Genomic DNA, 24387 nt, shown 5'->3' with positions numbered 1-24387 from the left:
GGGGCTACGCCAGGCCGGCGGCGATCGCGGCCTCGGTGGCGGCCCGGACCTCCTTCTCCTGCTCCGGCAGCAGCGGCACACGCGGCGGGCGGCAGGGGCCCCCGTACCGTCCTACGAGGTCCATCGACACCTTGATGGCCTGGACGAACTCCGTCCGGGAGTCCCAGCGCAGCAGCGGGTGCAGCGACCGGTAGAGCGGCAGCGCGGTCCCGGTGTCCCCGGCGACCGCGGCGCGGAAGAGCTCGCCGCACGCCCGGGGCAGGGCGTTGGGGTAGCCCGCGACCCAGCCCTTGGCGCCCGCGGCGGCCAGTTCGAGCAGCACGTCGTCCGCGCCGATCACCAGGTCGAGTCCCGGGGCGAGTTCGGCCAGCTCCCAGGCGCGGCGCACGTCGCCGCTGAACTCCTTCACGGCCTTGATGTGACCCGCCTCGTGCAGTTCCGCGAGCAGGCGCGGGGTCAGGTCGACCTTGGTGTCGTGGGGGTTGTTGTACGCGACGACCGGCAGCCCGGCCCGCGCGACCTCGGCGTAGTGGGCGTGCACGGAACGCTCGTCCGCGCGGTAGGCGTTGGGCGGCAGCAGCATCACGGCCGAGCATCCGGCGTCGGCGGCGTACTCGGCCCAGCGGCGCGCCTCGCCGGAGCCGTACGCGGCGACGCCCGGTACGACGCGCTCGCCGCCGATCGCGGCGACGGCCGTCTCCACGACCCGGGCGCGCTCCGCGGGGGTCAGGACCTGGTACTCGCCGAGCGAGCCGTTGGGTACGACGCCGTCGCAGCCGTTCGCCACCAGCCAGGCGCAGTGGGCGGCGTAGGCCTCGTAGTCGACGGACAGGTCCTCGGCGCGCAGCGGCAGGGCGGTGGCGACGAGCAGGCCGCGCCACGGGCGGTCGGGGGTGCTGTTCACGGCTGTTCCCTCTCTTCCTCTTCGGCTGCCCCAGCGGCCAGCAGGCCGAGCGGCACGGGCCGGGCGAGGGGCCGCCCGGGGTCGGTGAAGGGGCATCCGGCGACGGCGGCGACACCGGGGCCGCAGACACGGCCCTGGCACCAGCCCATCCCGGCGCGGGTGAGCAGCTTGACGGTGCGCAGGTCGCCGGCGCCGAGGTCGCGGACGGCCTCGCGGACGGCGGCGGCGGGCACCTCCTCGCAGCGGCACAGCACGGTGTCGTCGGTGACGGTGGACTGCGCCCAGCCGCCGGGGAGGCGGTAGACGGCGTCGAGCACGCCGGCGAACCTCCTCAGCCGCTCGCGGCGGCGGGCGGCGGTCGCCCACCCCGCGCGATCGGGTTCCGTACCGCGCAGCCGGGCGGCGGCGGAACGTCCGGCGATCTCCCCCTCCGCGAGGGCGAGTTCGGCGCCGCCGACGCCGGTGACCTCGCCGGCGGCCCAGACGCCGGGGGTGGGGGTGCGCTGTTCCGCGTCCACCTCGAAGGAGCCGGCGAGGTCGGTGTGGGGCAGCAGTCCGTGGCCGACGGCGAGGGCGTCGCAGGCGACACGGCGCCGTGCGCCGCCGGGCCCGGCCAGGGTGACCGCCTCGACGCGGTCCACGCCGTGGGCGGCGACGACCGTGTGCCGCCAGCGCACGCGGATACCGTGCCGGGCCAGCCGGGCGGCGTACACGGCGCCCTCCACAGCCTTGCCGAGGGGTACGGCGGTGGCGTGCCGCAGCAGGTCGCGCGGGTCGGCGGCCTCGGCGAGCGCCGCGACGCGCGCCCCGGCCGCCGCGAGGCCCGCCGCGACCGGCAGCAGCAACGGCCCCGTCCCGGCGACGACGACGGTACGGCCGGGCAGCACCAGACCCCCCTTGAGCATCGCCTGCGCGCCGCCCGCCGTGACGACCCCGGGCAGGGTCCAGCCGGGGAACGGCAGCACCTTCTCGTATCCCCCGGTCGCCAGGACCACCCCGTCCGCGCCGATCGCGCCCGCCTCCAGCGTGTGCAGGGTGAACCCCGGCTCCAGGCACCAGACCTGGCACCCCGGGAGGTGGGTGACGCGGCCTGCCCCGATGTGGGCGTCGAGGCGCCCGCGCAGCCTCCGCCAGGTACCCCACGCGTGGTGCAGGGCCCCGGCCCTGCGGGCCCGGAGGCCCGGTGCGGGCTGCCGGTAGAACTGCCCGCCCGCCTGGGGCGCGGCGTCCACCAGAGCGACGCGCACGCCGGCGTCCGCGGCCTCCAGCGCGGCCGCGAGCCCCGCCGGGCCGGCTCCCACGACGGCCAGCTCGTACCTCTCCCCGGTCACGGCAGCTCTCCCGTGCGGGCCTGCGGGGTGACGACGTCGCCGGGGTGGGCGACGGTGACGCAGGCGCGCCGGCCCGGGCTGCCGTTGACCGTGACGAGGCAGTCGAAGCAGACGCCGATGCCGCAGAAGACCCCCCGGGGGGCGCCGTCGACGCGGGTGGTGCGCCAGGACAGGACACCGGCCGACCAGAGGGCGGCGGCGACGGACTGACCGGGGTGGGCGGGGATGTCGCGCCCGTCGAAGGTGAAGGTGAAGCCCGGGCCCGGTGCGGCGCGGGCCAGGCGCAGGGGGCTGCGGCGGCTCACGGGGCGGCCTCCTCGGCGGGGAAGCGGTCGGGGCGGAAGGGGGCGAGGTCGAGGTCGGGGCGGACCCCGGTGAGGCACTGGGCGATCAGGTGGCCGGTCGCCGGGGCGAGTCCGATGCCGGCGCCCTCGTGCCCGCAGGCATGGTGGAGCCCGGGGGCGCGGGGGTCCGGGCCGATCGCGGGAAGGTGGTCCGGCAGGTAGGGCCGGAAGCCGGTGTACGCGCGCAGCGTCGCGACGTCCCGGAGCACCGGGAAGAGGGCGAGGGCCTGGGCGGCGAGACGGCGAACGACGGGGAGGGAGAAGGTGCGGTCGAAGCCGACGCGTTCACGGCTGGCGCCGATGAGGACCGGGCCCGCCGCGGTGGCCTCGACGACTGCGGATGTCTGCAGGTCGGCGGAGTCGCTGGCGACGTCGGCGACGTAGTCCGCCGCGTACACCTTGTGCCGGACGGTGCGCGCCGGGAGGGGCTCGGTGACCAGGACGAAGCCGCGCCTCGGCAGTACGGGCAGCCGTACCCCGGCGAGTGCGGCCACCTCGCCGCCCCACGTGCCCGCGGCGTTGACGACGGCCGGGGCGTGGATGTCGCCGCGGTCGGTGCGGACCCCGCGCACGGCGCCGTCCGGCGTGCGGAGGACCGCCGTCACCGTGGTGCCGAGCCGGGCCTCGGCGCCCAGGTCACGGGCGGCGCGTACGAGGCGGGCGGCGGCGAGCGCGGGCTGCACCTGGGCGTCCTGGGGGTAGTGGACGCCTCCGGCGAGGCCCTCCGCCAGATGGGGTTCGAGGTCGCGCAGCCCGTCAGCCGGTACGGGCACCGCCTCGACGCCGCCGCGCCGCTGGGCGGCCGCGAAGTCCAGCAGCGCGTGGAGGCCTTCCTCGCCGGCGGCCACGACGAGCCCGCCCTTGGCCTCGTACTCGGCGGTCGCGCCCAGGCTGTGACGTTCGGTCAGCTCGTGCCACAACCGGGCGGAGAGCAGGGCGAGTCCGAGCTCCGGACCCGGTTCCTTGTCGGACACCAGCAGATTGCCCTCGCCGGCCCCGGTGGTGCCGCCGGTCACCGGTCCGCGGTCCACCAGGACGGTGCGCAGCCCGGCCGCCACGGCGTGGAGGGCGCAGGCCGCGCCCACCATCCCGGCGCCGACGACCACGACATCGCAGCTCGTCGGCTTGCTCACGCCGGTAATATGTCACACAGCACTGCTCACAACCAGCCGTTGCGCCGGAATCCGCGGTGGATGACGAAGCAGGCGACGGCCATCACGCCCACGGCGAGCGGATAGCCGTACGTCCAGCGCAGTTCGGGCATGTGGTCGAAGTTCATGCCGTACAGGCCGCAGATCATGGTGGGGACGGCGAGGATGGCGACCCAGGCGCTGATCTTGCGCATGTCCTCGTTCTGGGCCATGGTCACCTGCGCGATGTTGGCCTGGAGTATCGAGTTGAGCAGTTCGTCGAAGGAGTTGACCTGCTCGGTGGCGCGGGCGAGGTGGTCGGCGGCGTCGCGGAAGTAGGTCCGCAGGTCGGCCTCGATGCCGGGCAGCGGGACCTCGGCGAGCCGCTCCAGGGGGCGGCCGAGCGGGGCCACCGCCCGCTTGAGCTCGAGCAGTTCCCGCTTGAGCTGGTAGATCCGGCCGGCGTCGGTGCCGCGGCCGCGGTGGTCGGAGAAGACGTCCGTCTCGACCTGCTCGATGTCCTCGTGGACCGCGGAGGTGACGGCGAGGTACTGGTCGACGACATGGTCGGTGATCGCGTGCAGGACGGCGGCCGGCCCCTTGGAGAGCTGGTCGGGGACGGTCTCCAGGCCCTCCCGGAGCGGGCCGAGGGAGCCGTGGCCGCCGTGGCGCACCGTGATGACGAAGTCGGCGCCGGTGAAGACCATGATGTCGCCGGTCTCCACCACCTCGCTGGTGGCGGTGAGCCTGTCGTGCTCGACGTAGCGGGCGGTCTTGAGGACGGTGAACAGGGTGTCGCCGTACTGCTCCAGCTTGGGCCGCTGCTGCGCGTGGACGGCGTCCTCGACGGCGAGCGGGTGGAGTCCGAACAGCTCGGCGACACCGGCGAACTCCGCCTCCGTGGGCTCGTGGAGGCCGATCCACACGAAGCCGCGGCCGGACTTGCGGACCCGGGCGATCGCCTCGTACGCGGCGCAGTCGTCCTGCCGCAGCCCGTCCATGTAGACCACGCAGTTCACCACCGAGCTGCCCAGCGGGGAACGCGCCGGGTGGCTGAGGTCCACACGCCGTTGGCGTATGTGGGTGAGGCGGACGGCTTTGCGGAGATTGCTGATCATCGACATGAAAGGCTCCTACGCAGGCATGCGGCGGCCAGTATTGCCCACGCCCGGGCCTGTTCGGGCCCCGCGTCACACCGTCCCCGCACCGCGGGGGACTTGGGGGCGTCCCCGGCCCATCCGCGTACACGGGGGCCGGGGGTGGGAGAGGCGGGCGGTAGGACCGGCCTCCTGCGCGCCGCCCGTCGCAAACACCGCGCGGCCGCATCTCGACGGCATCACCGATGTGGCTTTCTTCGCCTTTTCGGAGGTGTACACATGTTTCTTCGTGATTTCACACGGGATGCCGGTGATGTGACATCCGCGACATGCCGGCGGACCGCGCTCGGGCACGTCCGGCCTGTTCGCGGGGTCGCCGCCCGCCGCAAAGGCCTTCGGGGCGTGCGATCGGGGCGGACCTGGTTCGCGGGGGGCGCGGGACTTCTCTTACACTCCGTAGGGCTCCGGCCGGTGCAGGCCCGGGCACGCCACGTACTCCGCAGAGATGGGTCCCATGAGCGCCATCAGTATCGGTCAGGCAGCTGTGCTCGGCGTCGTGGAGGGGGTCACCGAGTTCCTCCCGATCTCGTCCACCGGCCACCTGAAGATCACCGAAGGCCTGATGGGCATCCCGGTGGACGACAAGGCCGTCGTCGCCTTCTCCGCGGTCATCCAGTCCGGCGCGATCGCGGCCGTGCTGGTCTACTTCTTCAAGGACATCGTCCGGATCTGCAAGGCGTGGTTCACCGGCATCGCCAACCGCGAGGAGCGGTACCACCACGACTACAAGTTCGGCTGGTGGGTGATCTTCGCGACGATCCCGATCGTCGTCGTCGGCCTGGCGGCCAAGCCGCTCATCGAGGGGCCGCTCGCCTCACTGTGGGTGGTCGCGGGCTCGCTGATCGTCGGCAGCGGCGTGATGTGGGCGGCCGACCAGATGGGCCGCCACAAGCGCGGCGAGGACGACACCACGTTCAAGGACGCGATGCTCGTCGGCTCCTCGCAGATCCTCGCCCTGCTCTTCCCCGGCTTCTCGCGTTCCGGCGCGACGATGTCCACCGCGCTCATCCTCGACCTGGACCGGGTCGCCGCGACGCGCCTGTCCTTCTTCCTGGGCATCCCCGCGCTGACCGGCGCCGGCCTGTACGAGCTGAAGGACGCGCTCGGCGCCGGGGTCGACACCGCACCGCTGATCGTCGGGACGGTCGTGTCCTTCGTCGTCGCGTACGGGTCGATCGCCTGGCTGCTGAAGTTCGTGGCCAAGCACTCGTTCAACGCGTTCATCGTGTACCGCCTCGTGATCGGCACCCTGCTCTTCGGCCTCCTGGGCGCGGGCGTCATCGGCGCGTAGGCCGCCGCCGGCGCGCGGGGCCGCCGTCAGCGCGCGGGAGTGCGGCCGGACAGGGCCAGGGCCCGCTCGAAGGCCGTGGCCGCGGCGGGGTCCGGGAGCGTGACCGGCTCGGCGAAGCCCTCGTAGCGGCGGTAGACCTCGGCGTACCGGTCGACGACCTCCAGCACGAACGCGCCGAGCCCCGCGCCGCAGCGGTACTCCTGGCCGGTGGCGCGGGCCACGTCCCAGCCGTGGACGGCGAGCTCCTTGACGATCATCGAGGCGACCTCGGCGGCCGGCATCTTCTCGTACCCCAGGTCGAGCTCGCCCTCCCACACCTCCGGCGCCGCCCACGCCGCGACGGCGCGGTCCAGTTGCTCCGCGTACGCACCGGCCCAGTCCGGGGCGGCGGTGAAGTCGCGGGCGGTCAGCTCCTCGGGCAGCGGCCTGCGCAGCGCCCGGTGCTCCAGGCCGTGCGAGGTGTAGAGGATCCAGTGGTTGAGCAGCGTGCGGGTGTCCCACTCCCCGCACGGGGTGGGCGCGGAGAGTCGGCCCGGGTCGGCACCCACACCGCGGGCGACCCGGGCGGCCTCGGCGGCGGCTTCGATCATGAATGCGTGCAGTTCGGTCATGCGCCCATCCTGCGGAGGCGGGCGGCGGCCGGTCTTGAACAAACGCGACAGCCGCACCGCCCGCCCCGCACGGCTACGGGCCGGTCCGGACGTCGACGAGGACCTTGCCCACCGCACCCTGCTCCACGGCCGCGTGGGCGTCGCCGGTCCGCGCCAGCGGGAAGCGGTGCAGCGGCAGCCCCGCGTCCTCGCCGACCCGCAGGGCCCCGTCGGCCAGGGCGGCCGTCAGGGCCGCGACGGCCTCCGCCTTGGCCGCGTCCGGCATGGTGTAGACGAGCACGCCCTGCCAGCGCAGGTTGCGCGCGAAGCTCTCCCGTACGGGCAGGGTGAACTCGGCGCCGCCGTTGTCGGCGTAGTAGGCGACCACGCCGCCGGGCGCCAGCACCGCCAGGTCGAGCGCGGTGTTCTGCGCGACGGACACCTCCACCACGATGTCGACGCCCCCGGGCGCGACCTCGCGGATCTCCGCGGCGGCGTCGCTCTCGCGGTAGTCGACGACGTGGTGCGCGCCGGCGGCCCGGGCGAGGTCCGCCTTGTAGGGTCCGCTGACCGTGGTCACCACCGAGGCCCCGGCCCAGCGGGCGAGCTGGATCGCCGCGTGGCCGACCGCGCCCGCACCGCCCGCGACCAGGACGGTCCGGCCGTCGAGGGCGCCCGGCGCGAGCCGCGCCGGACCGTGCTCCGCCACGGTCAGCGCGCGGTGCGCGGTCATCGCGGGGATGCCGAGGGCGGCGCCGAGGTCGAAGGACGCGGAATCGGGCAGCGGCACGGCGTGCGCCCCGGGGAGCGTCACGTACTCCTGGGCGGTGCCGTCCGCCCGCTGCCAGGCCGCCTCCCACAGCCACACCCGCTCACCCGTCCGGCCGGGGTCGACGTCCTCGCCGACCGCGTCCACCACCCCGGCGCCGTCCTGGTCCGGCACCTGCTCCGCGACCGTGGCGGGCGGGCCGGCGCGCCGCGACTTCCAGTCCGTCGGGTTGACCCCCGACACCTCGACCCGTACCCGCACCTCGCCCGGACCCGGTCGCGGCACCGGCCGCTCGGTCGGGCGCAGCACCTCGGGGCCGCCGCCTTCCGTGTACACGATGGCCTTCATGATCCGTACAAGGCCGCACCGGAGCGCATTCTTCCCGCCGCACCGCCGGCGCACCGCGCGGCGCGCGCTGAGGGCGTCAGACGGGGGCCGCCCGTTCGCACAGGACGGCGGCGCCGGAGGGTTCCGGCGGGGGCTCGGGGAGGCCCACCGCGGCCGCGCCCGGCGAACGGTGCGGGGCGCGGGGGACGAACGCTCCGCTGGTGCCGCCGCGACCGCGGTGGACCAGGACGCCGGAGACCGGATCGGGGACGGCGTCGAGCGCCGCGCGAGTGCCGGGCAGGGAGCGCCAACCGAGCCAGTGCTCCTCTTCGCGGAAGCACAACTCGAAGACGACACCCCACCCGTACGTGTGCCATTCCCACGCCAGTGCACGGTTGGTGACCGCCGACTCGACGAGCGTCGGCGCGTACGCGTCACGCCATGCCGCGGCGGGTGTGCTGGCGTCGAGGACTTCGATGGACCACCAGTCCGCTGCCATACCCAAAACGATAGGCACTTCGCAAGTCGCCCGCCAGGGTACTGCCCCTGACGGCGCGTCACACAGGGTCGGCCGAGGCCAGCAACTCCGTCACGCGCGCCGCGAAACGGGCGTCGCAGGGGTGGGGGACGCCGGTGCCCACGGCCGTGAGCAGGGCGTCGATGGCGTTGCCGAAGGCGGGCACCGGCCCGTCGGCGCGCTCGGGGAGCGAGGCGACGCCGGTGGTGCCGCGCAGCTCGACGGTCATGCCGGCGGCCGCCGGAGGGGCGGTGAGGCTCAGCGCCGCCGTGCTGGAGGCGCCTCCGTCGTGCCGCAGCACCAGGTGGACGGTGTCGCCGGGGCCCTGGACGGCGGTGAGCGCGGTGACGTCCCCGAGGACGGGCAGGAGCACGGACAGCGCGTGCGGTCCGACGTCCCACAGCGCGCCCTTCTCACGCCGCCACGGGGAGTCGGCGAAGGGGCTGTCGCCGGAGGTGAACACCGAGCCGAGCCACTGCGCGCGGGCGGTGAACCAGCCGTCGCGGGCGGCCTGCTCGTCGATCCAGGCGGAACTGGTGGCGTCGAAGCGGAGGGTGAAGAAGACCACCGACGCGACGCCCGCGGCCTCGGCGGCGTCGGCGACGAGGCGGGCGTCGGTCACCGTCGTCGCGACCGGCTTGTCGAGCAGCAGGTGCCGGCCGGCCTCGGCGGCACGCACGGCCAGTGGGGCCTGCACGTCCGGGGGCAGGGCGATCGCCACGGCGTCCACGTCGCCGATGAGATCGTCCACGTCGGCGTAGGCGCGGGTGCCGAGGGTCGCGGCGAGGGCGGCGGCCGCCTCGGGGCGGCGGCCCCAGATGCCGGTGAACTCGACGTCGGGGTGGGCGACGAGGGCGGGGCCGTGGGCGATCTCCGCCCAGGGGCCGGTGCCGAGGAGTCCGATGCGCATGGTCACCGCTCCCCCGCCGGCTCGGTGTGGCTGCGGTACCAGGTGCGGTCGAGGTCGACGATGTCGACGGCGGTCTGCACGCTCAGCCCCGGGGTCGGCGCGAGGTGCTGCTTCAGCAGTTCCAGGACGGCCTCGCTCAGCCGCGTCTTGGCCTCGGGCGTGCGCCCGGACAGGACGGCGGCGCGGACGAGGACGAGCGCGTGCTCGGGACCGCCGTCGGCGAGGACGTACTCGTCGGACCGGAGGAAGCGGGTCTTGCACGCCTCCACACTGGTGTCGATGGTCTTCGCGACCAGCGGGTGCAACGCGGTCGCGAAGCCGCGCCGGTCGAAGGCGTCCGCGAGGTTGCCTGTGTAGTCCACGGTGATGTGAGGCATGGCACACACCCTACGTCCCTGGTCACGGCGGTCCGCGGGGCCCCGGCTCCGGGGCGGCGGAGGGCGGCTCCGGCCCTGTGGCCGCCGGGCACACGGGGGTGTTCCGGCGGCCGTGGCGGGGCCCGGCGCCCGTCGGACCGGGGTGTCCGGCAGGTGGGACGGCAGCGCGTTCACATCGGGTTAACACACGGGCAATGGATGCGAAATCACAGATTGTGACGCTGCAGCGGCAACACCACCCGCCCCGCAAGGCACACGCCACCAAGGATGACGCCCGTGAGCTACAAGGCCGAGTACATCTGGATCGACGGTACCGAGCCGACCGCCAAGCTGCGCTCGAAGACCAAGATCCTCGCCGACGGGGCGGAGCCCGGTGTGTGGGGCTTCGACGGCTCCAGCACCAACCAGGCCGAGGGCCACAGCTCGGACCGCGTGCTCAAGCCGGTCGCCACCTACCCGGACCCGATCCGCGGCGGCGCGAACCTGCTGGTGCTGTGCGAGGTCTTCAACATCGACGACACGCCGCACTCCTCCAACACCCGTGCCCTGCTGCGCCCGGTCGCCGAGCAGTTCGCCGGCCAGGAGTCGCTGTTCGGCATCGAGCAGGAGTACACCTTCTTCCAGGGCTCGCGCCCGCTGGGCTTCCCCGAGGCCGGCTACCCGGCCCCGCAGGGCGGCTACTACTGCGGTGTCGGCGCCGACGAGATCTTCGGCCGCGAGATCGTCGAGAAGCACCTCGACAACTGCCTCGCCGCCGGTCTGGGCATCTCCGGCATCAACGCCGAGGTCATGCCCGGCCAGTGGGAGTTCCAGGTCGGCCCGCTGAGCCCGCTGGAGGTCGCCGACCAGTTGTGGGTCGCGCGCTGGCTGCTCTACCGCACCGCCGAGGAGTTCGGCGTCTCCGCCACCCTCGACCCCAAGCCCGCCAAGGGCGACTGGAACGGCGCGGGCGCGCACACCAACTTCTCCACCAAGGCCATGCGCGAGGGCTACGACGCGATCATCGAGGCCTGCGAGGCCCTCGGCCGCGACGGCAAGCCGATGGAGCACATCAAGCAGTACGGCTCCGGCGTCGAGGCCCGCCTGACCGGCGCCCACGAGACCGCCCCCTGGAGCGAGTACAGCTACGGCGTCTCCGACCGCGGCGCCTCGGTCCGCATCCCGTGGCAGGTCGAGGTCGACAAGAAGGGCTACATCGAGGACCGCCGGCCCAACGCCAACGTCGACCCCTACGTCGTCACCCGCCTCATCGTCGGCACCTGCTGCTCGGCGCTGGAGAAGGCCGAGCTCGTCTGACGCTCCGCACCGTCCCCGAGGGCGCCCGGCCACCCGCCGGGCGCCCTCGGCGCGTTCACGGGGTGCGGACGGCCTCGAAGAGGAAGCAGCCGTACTCCACGGCCCGAACGTGCACCACGGCCACCCGCGGGTCGGCGAACCGGGCCGCGTGGACGGCGGGCAGGGCGTCGAACACCCCGACGGCCGCGCGGAGGACCGCCAGGTCGGCCATCTCCCCGTCCCAGAGGGCCTCCTGCTCCTCCTCGTCCGCGTTCGCCCAGGCCTCCTCCCAGGCGTCGATCGCCGCGCCGTCCGCCGGGAACGCCCGCGCCCGGCACTCCTCGGCCTCCGCCGGGCCGGGCGCCGCCTCCGCCGCGTACCGCAGGAAGCCCAGCAGCGCGGAGCGCGCTCCGGCCGGGTGCTCCCCCGCGAGCAGCTCCGCGACCCGCCGGACGGCCGGCGGTGTGGCGGGCCAGGGCGTGCCCTGGTGCACGATCGACCCGTTGAGGTGCTCCAGGGCGGCCGCCACCTCCGCCTCCCGGCCGGCGCGCAGGGCGGCCAGATGCCGCGGGGTGTCCGTCGCGGCCCCGTAGGCGTGGAACAGCCGGGCCCAGTCCGTCTCGCGCATGCCGCCATCATGGCGGTGGGCACCGACAGCGCCCGCCCGGAGAGCGCGTGGCGGCTCCCGCGCCGGGGGCGGCGCGCGGGCGGCGGAGTGACCATCCCAGGATTCACTCGTTCAACGGAACGTGAACGCCCAGCACGCGACCGCCACCCGTCCCCGGCACGGCGCACCCGTCATCGTGGACGTCGAGGAGGCGGAGGCCGCACTCGTCGAGAACTACCCGCACCTGGTCCGGCTGGCCTATCTGACGCTGCCGCCGTCGCTCGGCCGGCACCGGAGGGTACTGACCGCCCACACCCTGACGCAGGGCGCGCTGCCGCGCTCGCCGTGCGAACCGGACCCCGCCGTCGCCGACGTGGCCGGCCCGCGGGGCACCGTGGACCCGGCGTACGCCCTGGTGCGGCAGGAAGTACTGGACACGGCGCTGGCGTTCGGGCGCGAGCGGGGCTGGCGGGGCCGGCTGCGCAGGACCCTGGTGGGCGGTCCGGCGCCGTACGTCCTCGGCCTGCGGCTGCACACCAAGGCGACCGGGACGGACGAGGCGGAGCTGGACCGGGCGCTGTCCGGGCTCAACGCGGCCGGGCGGGCGGCGTACGCGCTGCTGGAGCTGGAGCGACCCCGGCACGCGGACGGCCGCGAGGTGCGCAGGCTGCTCGTGGCCGCCGGGGTGGCCGACCCGCGGGGCGCGCTGAAGGCCGCCAAGGCGGTTCCGGAGGGACTGCTGCTGGGCGGCAGCGGGTTCGACCCGTGCACGGTGCACGCCCGGCCGACGGATCTGCTGCGCAGGCGCCAGCACGTGCGGGTGGGCCTCATCGCGGCGGGCGCGATCGCCGTCACCGCAACCCTGGTCGCGGTGCTGACCGGCGGGCAGGACCCGTACGCGGCGGGCGGGTCACCGGGCGCCTACGGCACCGCGGTGCTGCTGGACCCGGCGAAGCTCGTGCGGGTGAAGGACACCGCGTGGACCCGCGCCTCCCGGGTGGACTTCACCGCCTGGCCGACCCGTGGCGGGCGCGCCGGCGACCGGGCGCTGCTGGGCCGGGCGATGGCCGTGTGGGCGCGGCCCTCCGCCCGGGTCTCGGTGTCGGCGACCCAGGGCACCGCCGAGGGACTACCCGTGCAGCAGCCGCAGTTGCTGTACGCGGGGGACCTGGACGGCGCCACGGTGGTGCTGATGTACGACGGCCTGCGGCTGGTGCGGTACGCCGAGCCGCGGGACGGCGGGGGCACGGCGGCCCTGGACTTCGCCCGGGTCGACGGCGCGGGCGTGACCACGGCGGCCGTGGTGCTCGGCCGGACGGACGGCAACACCCGGTTCCTGACCGCGCCCTGGGTCACCGAGGCGGCATCGCGCGACCTGCGGGACCCGGGGCGCGCCCCCGCGAAGCTGGACCGCACGGCGGACGGGGTGACCGAGCCGGTGCGCATGCCGGGCGCGGACAGCCGCCCCGGGGTGTGCGGGGACACCTGGCCCGCGCTGCAGTTCCGCGCCGCCGGCGGACTCGGCGCGGACCGGCCGTTCCTCCTCACCGACCTCGGCGACCTCGTACCGGCGCACCTGACGTACCAGCCGCCGGCGGCGGGTGCGCCGCTGGAGGCGACCGGCCCCACGGCCCTGGCGAACGTGGCCCGGACGGCCTGCAACCTGTCCTCCATGAGCGGCCTGGGCACCCGGTCGGTCAACGTCTGGCGGTACGCCACGCAGCGGCTGCCGGAGGACAACGGCCATGCCTCGTGGGTCTGCGCCCGCGCCGACACCTGGCGCGGCACCGACGGCCGGGCGCTGGCGCTGTTCCTGCCCCCGGTGTCCGACCCGGGCACCCCGGGCGCGCCGGTGGGCCAGAGCGGCCGGGACGGCGGGGCGTGCGGCCGGGGCATGCCGCGGGTGCTGGCCGGGGCGCTGTGGAAGTCCACCGCCGGCCACTGGTACCTGCTGGCCGCGGGCAGCCGTGACGTGACGCGGATCAAGGCCGCGGGCGGCGTGACCGGCACCTCGAAGGGCCCGACGATGGCGGTACGGGCCGAACAGGGCGCCCGGGCCGAGTTGTCGGCGGTGCTCGACTCGGGCGCGGCGCTCACGACGTTGCGCTGAGCCCGCCCCGTCCGCCCCGCCTCACCTCCGGGGCGCTTGAGCCGACGCGCTCCCCCCGCCCCGGTGGCCGGGGAGCGTCCCGACGCGGCGGTGCGGCCGAGGGCCTCCTCACGGCGAAGTACGCCCGGACGGCCGGCCCGGATCTCGCGGACAGGCCGGACGAAGGTCCGTGGGCGGTTACCGGACAATGGAGGCATGAATGATCTCTCCTTCCGCCTCGCGCTGCCCGGCGACGCCGCCCTCCTCGTCCGCCTCCGGGACGACGCCGCCCGCTGGATGCAGGAGCACGGCATCGACCAGTGGAAGCCCGGCGAGATGGACGAGGGCCACTTCCGCGCCCGCATGGCGGCGGGCGAGGTCTGGCTCACCGAGCACGAGGGCCGGGTGGTCGGCGGCTGGGAGCTGTGGTGGACCGACGAGCACGCCTGGGGGGTGCGCCCCCCGGACGCGGGCTACGTCCACCGCCTCATGGTGGACCGGGCGGCCGCCCCGCGCGGCCTCGGCCGGGCCATGCTCGACCGGGCGGAGCGCCGCATCGCCGAGGAGGGCCGCCCGTACGCGCGGCTGGACTGCGTGGCGGACAACCCGCGGCTGCGGGGGTACTACGAGGGCGCGGGCTACACCGTCGTCGGTGAGCAGCCCCACAAGCAGGGCGGCAAGGGCAGCCCGTACGCGGTGACGCTGCTGGAGAAGGCCCTGTGACGATCGCCGCCGACGTGCGGAGCGGCCCGCCCCGGATCCCGGGGCGGGCCGCTCCGCGTCGGCGGCCGCAAGGGGCCGGCCGCATCAGTCCCGCCGGCGCCGGGCGCGTTCATAGCTGTCATGGGCGGCCCGCCGGATCTCCTCCCGGTCGCGCAGGACCGCCTCCATCTCCTCGTCGGCCCCGGGGCCCGGCCCGGGCCCTGTGTCGGTGAGTCGGTCGTAGAGGTAGCGGCAGGCCGCGTCCTCGGTGTCGAAACGCCGGTGCGGGTCGTGCACCCCGCGTTCGACGTTGCCCACCACCCACACCTCGCCTTCCTGCCGGAGGTACCTGAAGTCCGGCGGCCTCAGGTCGAACTCGTGGAAGCCCGGGATCTCGTACAGCCCGCCGGGCACGCCGGCGGAGGCGAGCGCCTCGCTCAGCTCACGTCGGTCCATCGTCGGCCCGTCAGTTCAGGCGGATCAGGTCACCGTTGGCGACGTGGTTGGCCACGTTGTCGCCCGCGGGCAGCACATACTGGAGTCCGTTGCCCGGTTGCCCGAACCAGGGCTCCGCGGGTCCCGAGGCGACCGTGAAGGGCTTGACGACCTTGTACAGGTGGTAGTTGAAGGGGTAGCCCGCGTCGAAGGTGTTGAGGTTCGACGGGGGGATGGAACGCTGGGAGAACGGCGAGCCCGCCGGAGCGAGGAACCTCCCGCCCTCGTTGCCGAAGCGGTCGATCCTCTGTCCGACGCTCAGGGTCAGGGGGACGGGGGTGAAGCCCGTGCGGAAGCCGTCGGGGTTGGTCACCGGGTCCGGGAACTTGTAGCTGTTCGTCGTGAAGTTCCACCAGGTACCCAGGAAACCGTTGGCGTTCTGCCCGTCGAGGCGCCGGTAGCCGGCCAGGATCGTTCCGAGCAGGCCCTTGGTGGGCAGTTCACGCGGGCCGAGCCGGGGGTCACCGCAGAAGAACTTGGGCGCGGTGAAGACGGCACCGAGGCAGATGCGCGGGTTCTCGGGGCCACCGGGAGGGCGCCCGGGGGCACCCACGACCGGGCCGGGCCCGTGGCCCGCTTCGGGGCGGCCGTGGGGAGCCGCGAGCTGCGCGCCCGGCCCCCAGTCCTCGGCGTGGGCCGAAGTGACCGTGCCCAGCAGGGTGCCGACGAGCAGGACGAACAGGGCGGGAAGAGTGGAGAGCGATATTCGCTGGCGCCGCTTCAAGGGTCCTCCAGGGGACGACGGGAACGAGGCCACCCGGGGACGGCGATCACCGTGCGTCACCGGAGCCGCGCGGATACGTACCCCTGCCGGATCGCCCACCGCAGCCGACCCACCGCCGATTCATCCGGATGGACACGCACTTCGCCCGTACGCAGCACCGCCCGGCCGGGGCCCGCGGGAAGCGGGGCGCCGGCCGGGCGGTGACGGAACGTGTCGCTACCTGCGGACGAACACCGCCACGGTGCGGCCCGGCACGGTGAAGGTGCCGGAGGCGGTGTCGTAGGAGGACCGCTTCACCACGGCGTCGGAGCCGGCGGCCTGCACCGGGTGGAGGGCGTAGCCCTTGCCGGCGAGGGCGCCGACCCGCTGGTCCTGGGCCTTCGGGCTCGCGTTGAAGACCACGACCAGCCGCCCGGCGCGCAGGGTGATCACGCCCGGGGTCTCGTCCTCGCCCGAGAGCGGGAAGGACACCTGCTCCTGGACCTGGGCCGCCGTGGTCAGCCCGAAGGCCGGCTCGGTGGAGCGGATGCGCAGCAGGTCCCGGTAGGCGGCCGAGGCCGCGGTGATCTCGGCGCAGCCGACCCGGAGCGTGTCCGCCGTCAGCAGCGGCCTGGCGAAGGACCACTTGGACTCGTTGTCCGCCTTCGGCGGCAGGCCGCGGCCGAAGCCGTTGCCCGCGCCGCAGTCCCAGTGGACGGCGTTGAACCAGTCGCCGGAGTCGTAGGAGTTGCGGTCCAGGGACTTGGAGCGCAGCAGGTCCGAGCCCGCCTGGTAGAGCGCCGGGCCCTGGGAGAGGGCGGGGACGGCCTCGGCGAGGACCTGCATGCGCGCCCGGTCGGCGGGCGAGGTGCCCTTCGGCAGCTTGAAGGCGAGCGCGTCGAACAGGGACTCGTTGTCGTGCGCGTCGGCGTAGGCGAGGGCGTCGCCGGGGGCGTCCGCGTATCCGGCGGGTGAGCCGTTGTAGTCGACCTCGGCGCCGGTGACCTCCTTGCCGGCGCTGTCGGTGAAGGAGAAGGACTTCAGGTTGCCGGTGAGGCCGACCTTGATGAGGTCCTGGTAGTGCAGCAGGCGGGCCCGCTGCTCGGCCTCGCTGCCGTTGGCGGCGGAGCCGTTGGGCTCGTTGAACAGGCCGGAGGCGAAACCCTGGACACCGGGGTCGGAGTCGAAGGGGCCGCCGCCGCGGACCGCGTCGCGGGCCCGGTCGGAGAAGGTGGCGATGCCGGTGCCGGCCATGTTCTTCTGGGTGGCCTGCTCAAAGCGGGCGTCGTCGGCGACCTCGCCGAAGTTCCATCCCTCGCCGTAGAGGATGATCCTCTTCCCGTCGACGCCGTCCTTCGCGGGGGTGAGCGCGTCCAGCGCCTTGCGGACGGCGAGGATGTTCGCCTTCGGGTGGTGGCCCATCAGGTCGAAGCGGAAGCCGTCGACCTTGTACTCCTTCGCCCAGGTGACGATCGAGTCGACGACCAGCTTGCCCATCATCGCGTTCTCGGTCGCGGTGTTGGAGCAGCAGGTGGAGTCGGCGACGGTTCCGTCGTCCAGCAGGCGCTGGTAGTAGCCGGGCACGATCCGGTCGAGGACCGACTTGTCGTCCTGGCCGCTCGCCGCGGTGTGGTTGTAGACCACGTCCATGACGACCCGCAGGCCCGCCTGGTTGAGGCCCTGCACCATCCTCCGGAACTCGACGGTGCGCTGGGTGCCGTCCGGGTCGGTGGCGTAGGAGCCCTCGGGAACGGTGTAGTGGAAGGGGTCGTAGCCCCAGTTGTAGGCGTCCTTGGCGGCGACCGCGGCCACGCACTCCTGCTGCCTGTCGGAGTCGGCCGGGTAGGCGCCCAGGTCGCAGTCGACGGTGGCCTGGTCGGCGCTCTTCTCGGCGACGGTGGCGAAGTCGAAGGCCGGCAGCAGGTGGACGTAGGAGACCCCGGCCTTCGCCAGCGCCCTCAGGTGCGTCATGCCCGCGGAGCCGGTGTCGGTGAAGGCGGTGTACCTGCCCTTGTCCCCGGCGGGGACGGTGGTGTCCGCGACGGAGAAGTCCCGGATGTGGAGTTCCTGGATCTGGGCGTTGTTCAGTCCCACGGCCTTGGGCTTGGCCAGGTGCGACCAGCCGCCCGGTGCGAGCCTCGCGTCGTCGAGGTCGACCACCAGGCTCCGCTTCGAGTCCGCGGTCAGGGCGACCGAGTAGGGGTCGGTGACCTTGTTGGTGACGACCTTCTGGACGCGGGGCGCCCAGACCTTGACGACGTACCGGTACGGCTTGCCCGTCCAGCTCCGCTCGCCGGTCACGCTCCACACGCCGGTGGCGGCGTCGCGCCGCATCGGGACGGTGCGCCCGTCCAGGTCCAGGGCGACGGACTGCGCGGTGGGGGCCCACACGGACAGGGTGGGCCTGCCGTAGGTGAAGACCGGCCCGAGGGCGGCCTTGGTCGCCTTGGCCGCGTACAGGTCGTCGAGGACGCCCTGGATCTGGACGCCGGTGGCGGAGAGCAGCGCCCCTGTGGCCAGTCGTTGCGTGGCGACCACCTGCCCGGTGAGGGCGGTGCGGACCCGGTCGCGGTCGCGGCGGTCGATCGTGAAGGCCGCGTAGTCCTTCAGATGCGGGAAGCGGGCCTTCTGGGCGTCGGTCAGACCGCCCGCGACGCGCTGCAGGCGGAGCCAGTGGCCCTCGGCCCCTTCTGCGACCAGTGCGCCGTCCTTGATCGTCAGGCCGCCGTCCGGGGCGTAGACCAGCTGGTGACTCGCGGCGGTGTCACCGGTCTTCCAGGCGACGGTGTCCGCGTCGATCCACTGGGCCTTGGCCGAGGACAGGTCGAGGTCGGCGGATGAGCCGGAAGTCGAGGGCAGCAGGTACTTCTCCGTGCCGTTCAGCAGCCACACCTCGTGTCCGTAGGTGGCGAGGTCGAGCGACTGGTCGGCGGGCAGGTCCTTGGTGTCGCCCTTGTGGACGATGTAGCTGAGGGACGTGGCGCCCGCCGCGAGCGGCACCTCGAAGACGGCGCCGTACGTGTCGGTGCGCACCGGCTGCAGCGGGGCGGTCCAGTCGGTGGGGTTCGCGGCGCCGGTCCAGGTGTGCAGGCCCCAGCCGCTGTAATCCCCGTCGGCGCGGTGGTAGTGCAGGACGGCCCTCGACCTGTCCTGCCCCGGCTCGGTGCCGGGCGGGGCCTCGGTGAGGACGGCCTCCTTGCCCTGCTCGACCCAGATCTCGCCCGTCCTGGTGACGTCCATGAAGCGGTCGGCGGCGACGTCCTTGGTGCCGTCCTTGTCGATGACGAGGTAGCCGACACTGGAGGCGCCCGGCCTGAGCTTCACATAGGCGAAGGCGCCGTAGGCGTCGCGGCCGGTGAAGTCGTGGCCCGCGGGCCAGGTCGTGCCCTCGCCGTCGGCGATGTCGCCCCAGGCGTACAGGCGCCAGTCGGCGTAGTTCCCGTCGGCCCGCTTGTAGTGCACGACGGCGTAGTCGCGGCTGCTCGCCACCGGGGTCTCCGGCGGGGCCGGGGTGCCGCTGGTGGTCCGGGCGGTGGCGGCGGCGGTCCGGCCTGCGGAATCGATCACGACGGCCTTGTACCGCAGCGCGGTGCCGGGCGTCACGTCGTCGCCGACCGTCTGGGTGACTCGGTACGGCGCGTGGTCCGCGGAGCCGAGCACCTTCCACGGGCCGTTGCCGGTCTGCGCGGCGAAGACCACGCGGTTGAGCTGCCCGCCGTCGACGTCGGCGGAGAGCTCGACGGTGCCGGTGGCACCCGCGGCGGGGGCCTTCAGCGTCAGGGACGGCCGGGTGGCGGGGGCGCCGAGCGGTCTGCCCGCCTTGTAGACCACGGTGGACAGCGCCGGGACGGTGACACCGATCTTCCGGTCGGCGCCGCTGGTCACGGAACCCTCGGTGCCGTAGAGGGCGGTGAAGGCGGTGTTCGCGGAGCCGGTGGGAACGTCGGCGGTCCGCGCCTCGGTGGCGTTGTTGACGGCGACGACGTACTCGGTGCGGGTCTTCGGGTCGGTGCGCGAGAAGGCGTAGATCCCGGCGCCGTCGGTGACGTGGCGCTCGGTCTGGACGCCGTCGGCGAGCGCCGGATGGGCCTTGCGGAGCGCGGCCAGCTTCGCGATCGCCCGGTAGAGGGGGGCGCCGGTGTCGTAGGCGTCGCTCGCGTGGGTGCGGTCGGTGCCCAGCTGGTCGTCGTCGAGGTAGTCGGCGACCTTGGAGGCGAACAGCGTCTGGCGGGCGTCCTTGTCGCCGCCGGCGCCGGTGTAGCCCTGCTCGTCGCCGTAGTAGACCACCGGGTTGCCGCGGGAGAGGAACATCAGCTCGTTGGCGAGCCGGTCCCGGCGCACGAGTTCGGCGTCGTCGGCCTTCGGGTTGTCCTGCTTCAGGAAGGTCCCGATGCGGCCCATGTCGTGGTTGCCGAGGAAGGTGACCTGCTCGTACGCGTTGGCCTTGTCGGTCGTGTACTTGTAGTCGTCACCGAAGACCGAGGCGAGCCTGCCCGCGGAGCCGCCCTGGGAGGCGTACTGGCGGGCCGCGTCCTGGAAGGGAAAGTCGAGCGTCGCGTCGAGCCGGCCCTGGGTGACGTAGGGGGAGGTGATGGAGGTGTCGGCGGAGTAGACCTCGCCGAACATGAAGAAGTCGTCGCGTCCGTGCCTGGCGGCGTAGGAGTCGAGGGCCGTGGCCCACTGGGTCCAGAACGGCAGGTCGACGTGCTTGACGGTGTCGATGCGGAAGCCGTCGACGGCGAAGTCGCGGACCCACTTCCGGTAGATCTCCTCCATGCCCTTCACGACCTCGGGACGCTCGGTCCACAGGTCGTCCAGGCCGGAGAAGTCGCCCTGCTCGGAGCTCTCGCCGGCGAAGGTGGAGTCACCCCGGTTGTGGTACATCGTCGGGTCGTTGAGCCAGGCCGGGACCTTGTCCTCCGCGGTGACGACGGGGGTGCGGGGGAAGGAGTCGCGGTCGACGGCGGGGAAGCCCTTTCCGCCCTTCGCGTAGTCGGTGTCGTCGAAGGGCACGCCGTCCTTCGTCAGATAGGGGAAGGCGCCCTTGGAGAGGTACCCGTAGGACTTCTCGTCGTAGTCGACGACGTCGGCGGTGTGGTTGGTGATGACGTCGAAGAAGACCTTCAGGCCCTTGGCGTGGGCCTTGGATATCAGGGCCTTGAGGTCGGCGTTGGTGCCGAAGTGCGGGTCGACCTGGGTGAAGTCGGTGATCCAGTAGCCGTGGTAGCCGGCCGAGGCTCCCCCAGAGGCTTCGCCCTGGGAGGTACCCCCGTCCCCCGTCCCCTGTACGGGCCGGTTCTTGAAGATCGGCGCCATCCATATCGCGGTGGTGCCGAGGCCCTTGATGTAGTCGAGCCGGTCGGTGAGTCCCTTGAGGTCGCCGCCCTGGTAGAAGCCCTTGTCGGCGGGGTCGTAGCCGGTGCTGAGCCGGGTGCCGGTCAGCCCGCCCCTGTCGTTGGACCGGTCGCCGTTGGCGAAACGATCCGGCAGGACGAAGTAGAACTGCTCCCGCGTGAGGTCGTGACGCGCCGCCCGGGCGGCGAGCGCCGCGTCGGAGGGCGGCGGGGGCGGGGCGGCCGCCTGCGCGGCGGGCGCCGAGGCGGGGACGGCGAAGGCGGCGGCGAGGGCCGCCACCGCGACGGCTGCGGCTCCGCGTCTGCGCGCGCGTGGGCGCGGGGACGCGGGCAGCCCGGTGTGCTGGGCCACGGGGTGTTCTCCTTGCGGAATCCGTGTGCGGACGGTTGTACCTCTGGGAGCCCACGCGCCATGAGCCGTGGTCCGGCAGCGGTGCCGGACCAGTGACCGGGACCGTACTCCTTGCGAAGGGCTTACAGCAAGATGTCGCAAGGATTTCCAACAGACCCGCCGGAACGGCGGTGCGTGGCGTGTGACACACCGTCAGCATCCCTCCCCCGGCGGTGGATCACCGAACACTATGAACGCAATGGCCACGGCTCTGGACCCCCGCCACCGCGTCCCGAAACATCGGGGCCCCGCGCGACGACGCGCCGGGTGACCACGGGAGGACGAGACCATGCTCACCGGGCATTCCCCACGACGCACCGGTTCCGGAACCGCACGACGCCGTATCGCCCTGGCGGCCGGGGGCATCGCCGCCCTCCTCGCCACCGGGCTCGCCGGCCCCCCACCCGCGGCGGCCGCAGGGGCGGCGCCCGCCCCCGCCGACTGCCCGGCCGAGCTGACGGCGCAGGCCACCTGCTACCGCGGCCAGGACGCCAACGGCGCCCACTACGCGATGGCGGTCCCGCACGACTGGAACGGCTCCCTGGTCGTCCACGCCCACGGCGGCCCCGACCTCGGCGACACCTCCGACCCGGAGCGCAGCGTCGGGGACCTCGCGCGCTGGTCGGTCATGGTGAAGGAGGGCTACGCCTGGGCGGGTTCGTCCTACCGCCGCGGCGGCTACGGCACGCGGATGGCGGCCGAGGACACCGAGAACGTGCGGCGGCTGTTCGTGCGGCGCTTCGGCACGCCGCGCCGGACCTTCGTCCACGGCCAGTCCTGGGGCGGGAACGTGGCGGCCAAGGTCGCCGAGATCCACGCGGCCGGTCACCGGTCGCCGTACGACGGCGCCCTGCTGACCAGCGGCGTCCTGGGCGGGGGCTCGCGCGGCTACGACTACCGGGTGGACCTGCGCGTGGTCTACCAGTACTACTGCCGCAACCACCCCAGGCCCACCGAGCCCCAGTACCCGCTGTGGATGGGGCTGCGCGCCGACTCCACGATGACGGCCACCGGACTGCGCGCCCGCCTGCAGGAGTGCACCGGGTACTCCTCGGCCCCGCAGGAGCGCACCGCCCTGCAGCAGCGCAATCTCGACGACATCCTGGCCGTGACGAGGCTTCCCGAGCGGACACTGGAGTCGCACCTGCGGTTCGCGACCTTCACCTTCCGCGACATCGTGCACAACCGGCTGGGCGGCCGTAACCCGTTCGGCAACACCACCGTCCGCTACTCCGGTTCGCACGACGACGCGGCCCTCAACGCCGGCGTGGAGCGCTTCGCCGCCGACCCGGCGGCCCGGCGTGACCTGTCCTTCGACAGCGACGTCACCGGCGCCGTGTCGATCCCCGTGCTCACCGTCCACGCCATCGACGACCCGACCGCCTTCGTCGAGCACGAGGCGGCCTACCGGGCCTCACTGGAAGGGGCCCACCGCGGAGGGCTGCTGGTGCAGAACTTCACGCGGGAGAGCGAGCACAGCGAGCTGAGCTCCTCGGAGTACGCCGCCGCGATGCGGTCGCTGGCGGCCTGGGTGCGGACGGGCCACCGGCCCACGGCCCGCTCGGTGGCGGCCTCCTGCCCGGCGTTCGACGCCGCCTACGGCACCGGGTGCTTCTTCGAGCCGGGCTACGTCCCGCGCTCCTACGCCTCCCGCGTGTACCCGCGGCCGGGGGCGCTGCGCTGGCCGGCGCTGTCCGCCGCCCAGGAGCGCGCATGGAGCCGCCTGGACGGTGTGGGCATCGCGCCCTGAGCGGCCTCCGGCCGAGGGCCACGTGGCCTCTCACCTGCGATCACGCCCCCGCGCAACGCCCCCTGCAGAATCTTGCAGAAAGTTTCTGCAGGGGCCTTCCGTCCCGGCCGGAACGGCTGTTACGTTCCTCTTCGGCCCGGTTCGGCCGGCCGGGGGTCCGCCCCTGACGGCGGGTCCCACGCGCCCGGCCGGCCGGACCGCGCCCCCGGTACGGGGGCGGGCCCAGGACCGGAGAAGCCACCCCGCTACGCCCCGCCCGGGGCAGGTCCAGGGCCCGCCCCGGCATCCGCACGCGGGACGCGTGATGCCCGGCGGGCCCCGTCGGGAAAGCCCTCAGGAACGCCGGCCGGCGCCGGGCGCCTGGCCCGTGGAACCGCGCACGACCAGTTCCGTCTGGAAGACGAACTCCGAGCGCTGCACCGGGTTGCCGCCGATCTCCTCCAGCAGGGCGTTCACCGCGGCCGCGCCCATCGCCTCGACCGGCTGGCGGACCGTGGTCAGCGGCGGGTCGGTGAAGGCGATCAGCGGCGAGTCGTCGTAGCCGACGACCGAGACGTCCCCGGGGACGGTCAGCCCGCGCTCCCGCACGGCGCGCACCGCGCCCAGCGCCATCAGGTCGCTGCCGCAGACGATGCCCGTGCAGCCCTTGTCCAGCAGCGCCCCGGCGGCGGCGTGGCCGCCCTCCACGGAGAAGAGGGTGTGCCGGACGTACTCCCCGGCCTGCTCCTCGCCGAGCCCGAGCAGGCTGCCCAGCGCCTCGACGAAGCCCTCGACCTTGCGGTGCACGGGCACGAAGCGGTTGGGGCCGACGGCCAGGCCGATGCGCTGGTGGCCGAGTTCCACCAGGTGCTGGACGGCGATGCGCGCCGAGGCGCGCTCGTCCGGCGAGATGTACGGTCCGGCGATCGCCGGGTTGAAGCCGTTGACCAGCACATAGGGCACGCCCTGGCCGAGCAGCCGGGCGTAGCGCTCGGGGTCGGCGGTGACGTCGGCGTGCAGCCCGGACAGGAAGACGATGCCGCGCACCCCGCGCTCCACGAGCGCCTCCACCAGTTCGTCCTCGGTGGAGCCGCCGGGGTGCTGGGTGCACAGCACCGCGGTGTAGCCGTAGCCGGTCAGGTTCTGCTCGATGACCTGGGCGAAGGCGGGGAAGATCGGGTTGTTGAGCTCGGGGGTGATCAGCCCGATCTGGCCGGCGCTGCGCTGGCGCAGCCGCACCGGACGCTCGTAGCCGAGCACGTCCAGTGCGGCCAGCACCTTCTGCCGGGTGGCGGGGGCGACCCCCGCCTTCCCGTTCAGCACGCGGCTGGCGGTGGCCTCGCTGACCCCTGCCTGCGCCGCGATGTCGGCGAGTCGGGCTGTGGTGTTCACACC

The 24387-nt window shown here is 73.9% G+C and carries 20 protein-coding genes; 5 read left to right on the top strand and 15 right to left on the bottom strand.

The genetic code is table 11. From position 1 onward, the window contains the following. Positions 1-4 precede the first annotated feature (4 nt). Genes B085_RS0102555 through B085_RS0102535 form a run of 5 tightly spaced genes read right to left on the bottom strand, consistent with a single transcriptional unit; the run spans position 5 to position 4833 of the window. Positions 5-904, bottom strand: coding sequence for a dihydrodipicolinate synthase family protein (locus tag B085_RS0102555; RefSeq protein WP_018556987.1), 900 nt, complete (start codon positions 902-904; stop codon positions 5-7). Beyond that, positions 901-2235, bottom strand: a complete 1335-nt coding sequence (locus tag B085_RS40980; protein ID WP_018556986.1) for an NAD(P)/FAD-dependent oxidoreductase — start codon at positions 2233-2235, stop codon at positions 901-903. The genes B085_RS0102555 and B085_RS40980 overlap by 4 nt, the downstream gene beginning before the upstream one ends. Continuing rightward, positions 2232-2540 (bottom strand): (2Fe-2S)-binding protein, encoded by a 309-nt coding sequence (locus B085_RS50385; protein ID WP_018556985.1) that lies wholly within the window; start codon positions 2538-2540, stop codon positions 2232-2234. Before B085_RS50385 ends, B085_RS40980 begins: the two co-directional genes overlap by 4 nt. Continuing rightward, on the bottom strand, positions 2537-3712 hold the full coding sequence (locus B085_RS0102540; RefSeq protein ID WP_026250605.1) for an NAD(P)/FAD-dependent oxidoreductase: 1176 nt from the start codon (positions 3710-3712) through the stop codon (positions 2537-2539). The genes B085_RS50385 and B085_RS0102540 overlap by 4 nt, the downstream gene beginning before the upstream one ends. A 26-nt stretch (positions 3713-3738) precedes the next feature. After that, entirely contained in the window at positions 3739-4833 is a 1095-nt protein-coding gene (locus tag B085_RS0102535) for a magnesium and cobalt transport protein CorA (protein WP_018556983.1), read from the bottom strand. 487 nt (positions 4834-5320) lie between these two features. Here B085_RS0102535 and B085_RS0102530 point away from each other — a divergent pair, with 487 nt between their 5' ends. Next, a complete protein-coding gene (locus B085_RS0102530) occupies positions 5321-6157 on the top strand; it encodes an undecaprenyl-diphosphate phosphatase (RefSeq protein ID WP_026250604.1) in 837 nt (278 codons plus the stop codon). A gap of 26 nt (positions 6158-6183) precedes the next feature. On the opposite strand, the gene B085_RS0102525 is transcribed toward B085_RS0102530, so the two are convergent. The 5 genes from B085_RS0102525 to B085_RS0102505 form a co-directional block, all read right to left on the bottom strand. After that, positions 6184-6768, bottom strand: a complete 585-nt coding sequence (locus B085_RS0102525; protein ID WP_018556981.1) for a TIGR03086 family metal-binding protein — start codon at positions 6766-6768, stop codon at positions 6184-6186. A gap of 73 nt (positions 6769-6841) precedes the next feature. After that, positions 6842-7864, bottom strand: coding sequence for an NADPH:quinone reductase (locus tag B085_RS0102520; RefSeq protein ID WP_018556980.1), 1023 nt, complete (start codon positions 7862-7864; stop codon positions 6842-6844). Positions 7865-7940: 76 nt separating this feature from the next. Further along, on the bottom strand, positions 7941-8342 hold the full coding sequence (locus tag B085_RS0102515) for a hypothetical protein (protein WP_018556979.1): 402 nt from the start codon (positions 8340-8342) through the stop codon (positions 7941-7943). A gap of 58 nt (positions 8343-8400) precedes the next feature. Then, positions 8401-9270: a Gfo/Idh/MocA family protein gene (locus B085_RS0102510; RefSeq protein ID WP_026250603.1), complete on the bottom strand. Its 870-nt coding sequence runs from the start codon at positions 9268-9270 to the stop codon at positions 8401-8403. 2 nt (positions 9271-9272) lie between these two features. After that, complete coding sequence (locus B085_RS0102505; RefSeq protein ID WP_018556977.1) at positions 9273-9647, bottom strand: 5-carboxymethyl-2-hydroxymuconate Delta-isomerase; 375 nt, start codon at positions 9645-9647, stop codon at positions 9273-9275. Between the two features lie 276 nt (positions 9648-9923). Here B085_RS0102505 and glnII point away from each other — a divergent pair, with 276 nt between their 5' ends. Next, positions 9924-10943, top strand: a complete 1020-nt coding sequence (gene glnII / locus B085_RS0102500) for a glutamine synthetase (protein ID WP_018556976.1) — start codon at positions 9924-9926, stop codon at positions 10941-10943. A 55-nt stretch (positions 10944-10998) separates the two neighbouring features. Here glnII and B085_RS50380 read toward each other — a convergent pair whose 3' ends face one another. Continuing rightward, positions 10999-11550: a DUF1203 domain-containing protein gene (locus B085_RS50380; RefSeq protein WP_018556975.1), complete on the bottom strand. Its 552-nt coding sequence runs from the start codon at positions 11548-11550 to the stop codon at positions 10999-11001. A gap of 121 nt (positions 11551-11671) precedes the next feature. On the opposite strand from B085_RS50380, the gene B085_RS49070 reads away from it, so the two are divergent. Both B085_RS49070 and B085_RS0102485 read left to right on the top strand, forming a co-directional pair. Continuing rightward, on the top strand, positions 11672-13639 hold the full coding sequence (locus B085_RS49070; RefSeq protein WP_018556974.1) for a hypothetical protein: 1968 nt from the start codon (positions 11672-11674) through the stop codon (positions 13637-13639). 195 nt (positions 13640-13834) lie between these two features. Beyond that, on the top strand, positions 13835-14341 hold the full coding sequence (locus B085_RS0102485) for a GNAT family N-acetyltransferase (RefSeq protein WP_018556973.1): 507 nt from the start codon (positions 13835-13837) through the stop codon (positions 14339-14341). A gap of 84 nt (positions 14342-14425) precedes the next feature. Here the strand turns inward: B085_RS0102485 and B085_RS0102480 are convergent, their stop codons facing one another. The 3 genes from B085_RS0102480 to pulA form a co-directional block, all read right to left on the bottom strand. Then, on the bottom strand, positions 14426-14776 hold the full coding sequence (locus tag B085_RS0102480; protein WP_018556972.1) for a hypothetical protein: 351 nt from the start codon (positions 14774-14776) through the stop codon (positions 14426-14428). Positions 14777-14786: 10 nt separating this feature from the next. Further along, positions 14787-15539: a TNT domain-containing protein gene (locus B085_RS40970; protein WP_018556971.1), complete on the bottom strand. Its 753-nt coding sequence runs from the start codon at positions 15537-15539 to the stop codon at positions 14787-14789. Positions 15540-15755: 216 nt separating this feature from the next. Beyond that, positions 15756-21224 carry a pullulanase-type alpha-1,6-glucosidase gene (pulA, locus tag B085_RS0102470; RefSeq protein ID WP_018556970.1) on the bottom strand — a complete coding sequence of 1823 codons (5469 nt, stop codon included), beginning with the start codon at positions 21222-21224 and terminating at the stop codon, positions 15756-15758. 328 nt (positions 21225-21552) lie between these two features. On the opposite strand from pulA, the gene B085_RS0102465 reads away from it, so the two are divergent. Continuing rightward, complete coding sequence (locus B085_RS0102465; protein ID WP_018556969.1) at positions 21553-23013, top strand: hypothetical protein; 1461 nt, start codon at positions 21553-21555, stop codon at positions 23011-23013. Between the two features lie 333 nt (positions 23014-23346). Here B085_RS0102465 and B085_RS0102460 read toward each other — a convergent pair whose 3' ends face one another. Next, positions 23347-24384, bottom strand: a complete 1038-nt coding sequence (locus B085_RS0102460; protein WP_018556968.1) for a LacI family DNA-binding transcriptional regulator — start codon at positions 24382-24384, stop codon at positions 23347-23349. Positions 24385-24387: the final 3 nt, after the last annotated feature.

This window comes from Streptomyces sp. BoleA5, from assembly GCF_000373665.1.
Classification (GTDB): domain Bacteria; phylum Actinomycetota; class Actinomycetes; order Streptomycetales; family Streptomycetaceae; genus Actinacidiphila.
The sequence above is the reverse complement of the archived record's forward strand: the minus strand, read 5'-3'. Positions and strand labels throughout refer to the sequence as shown.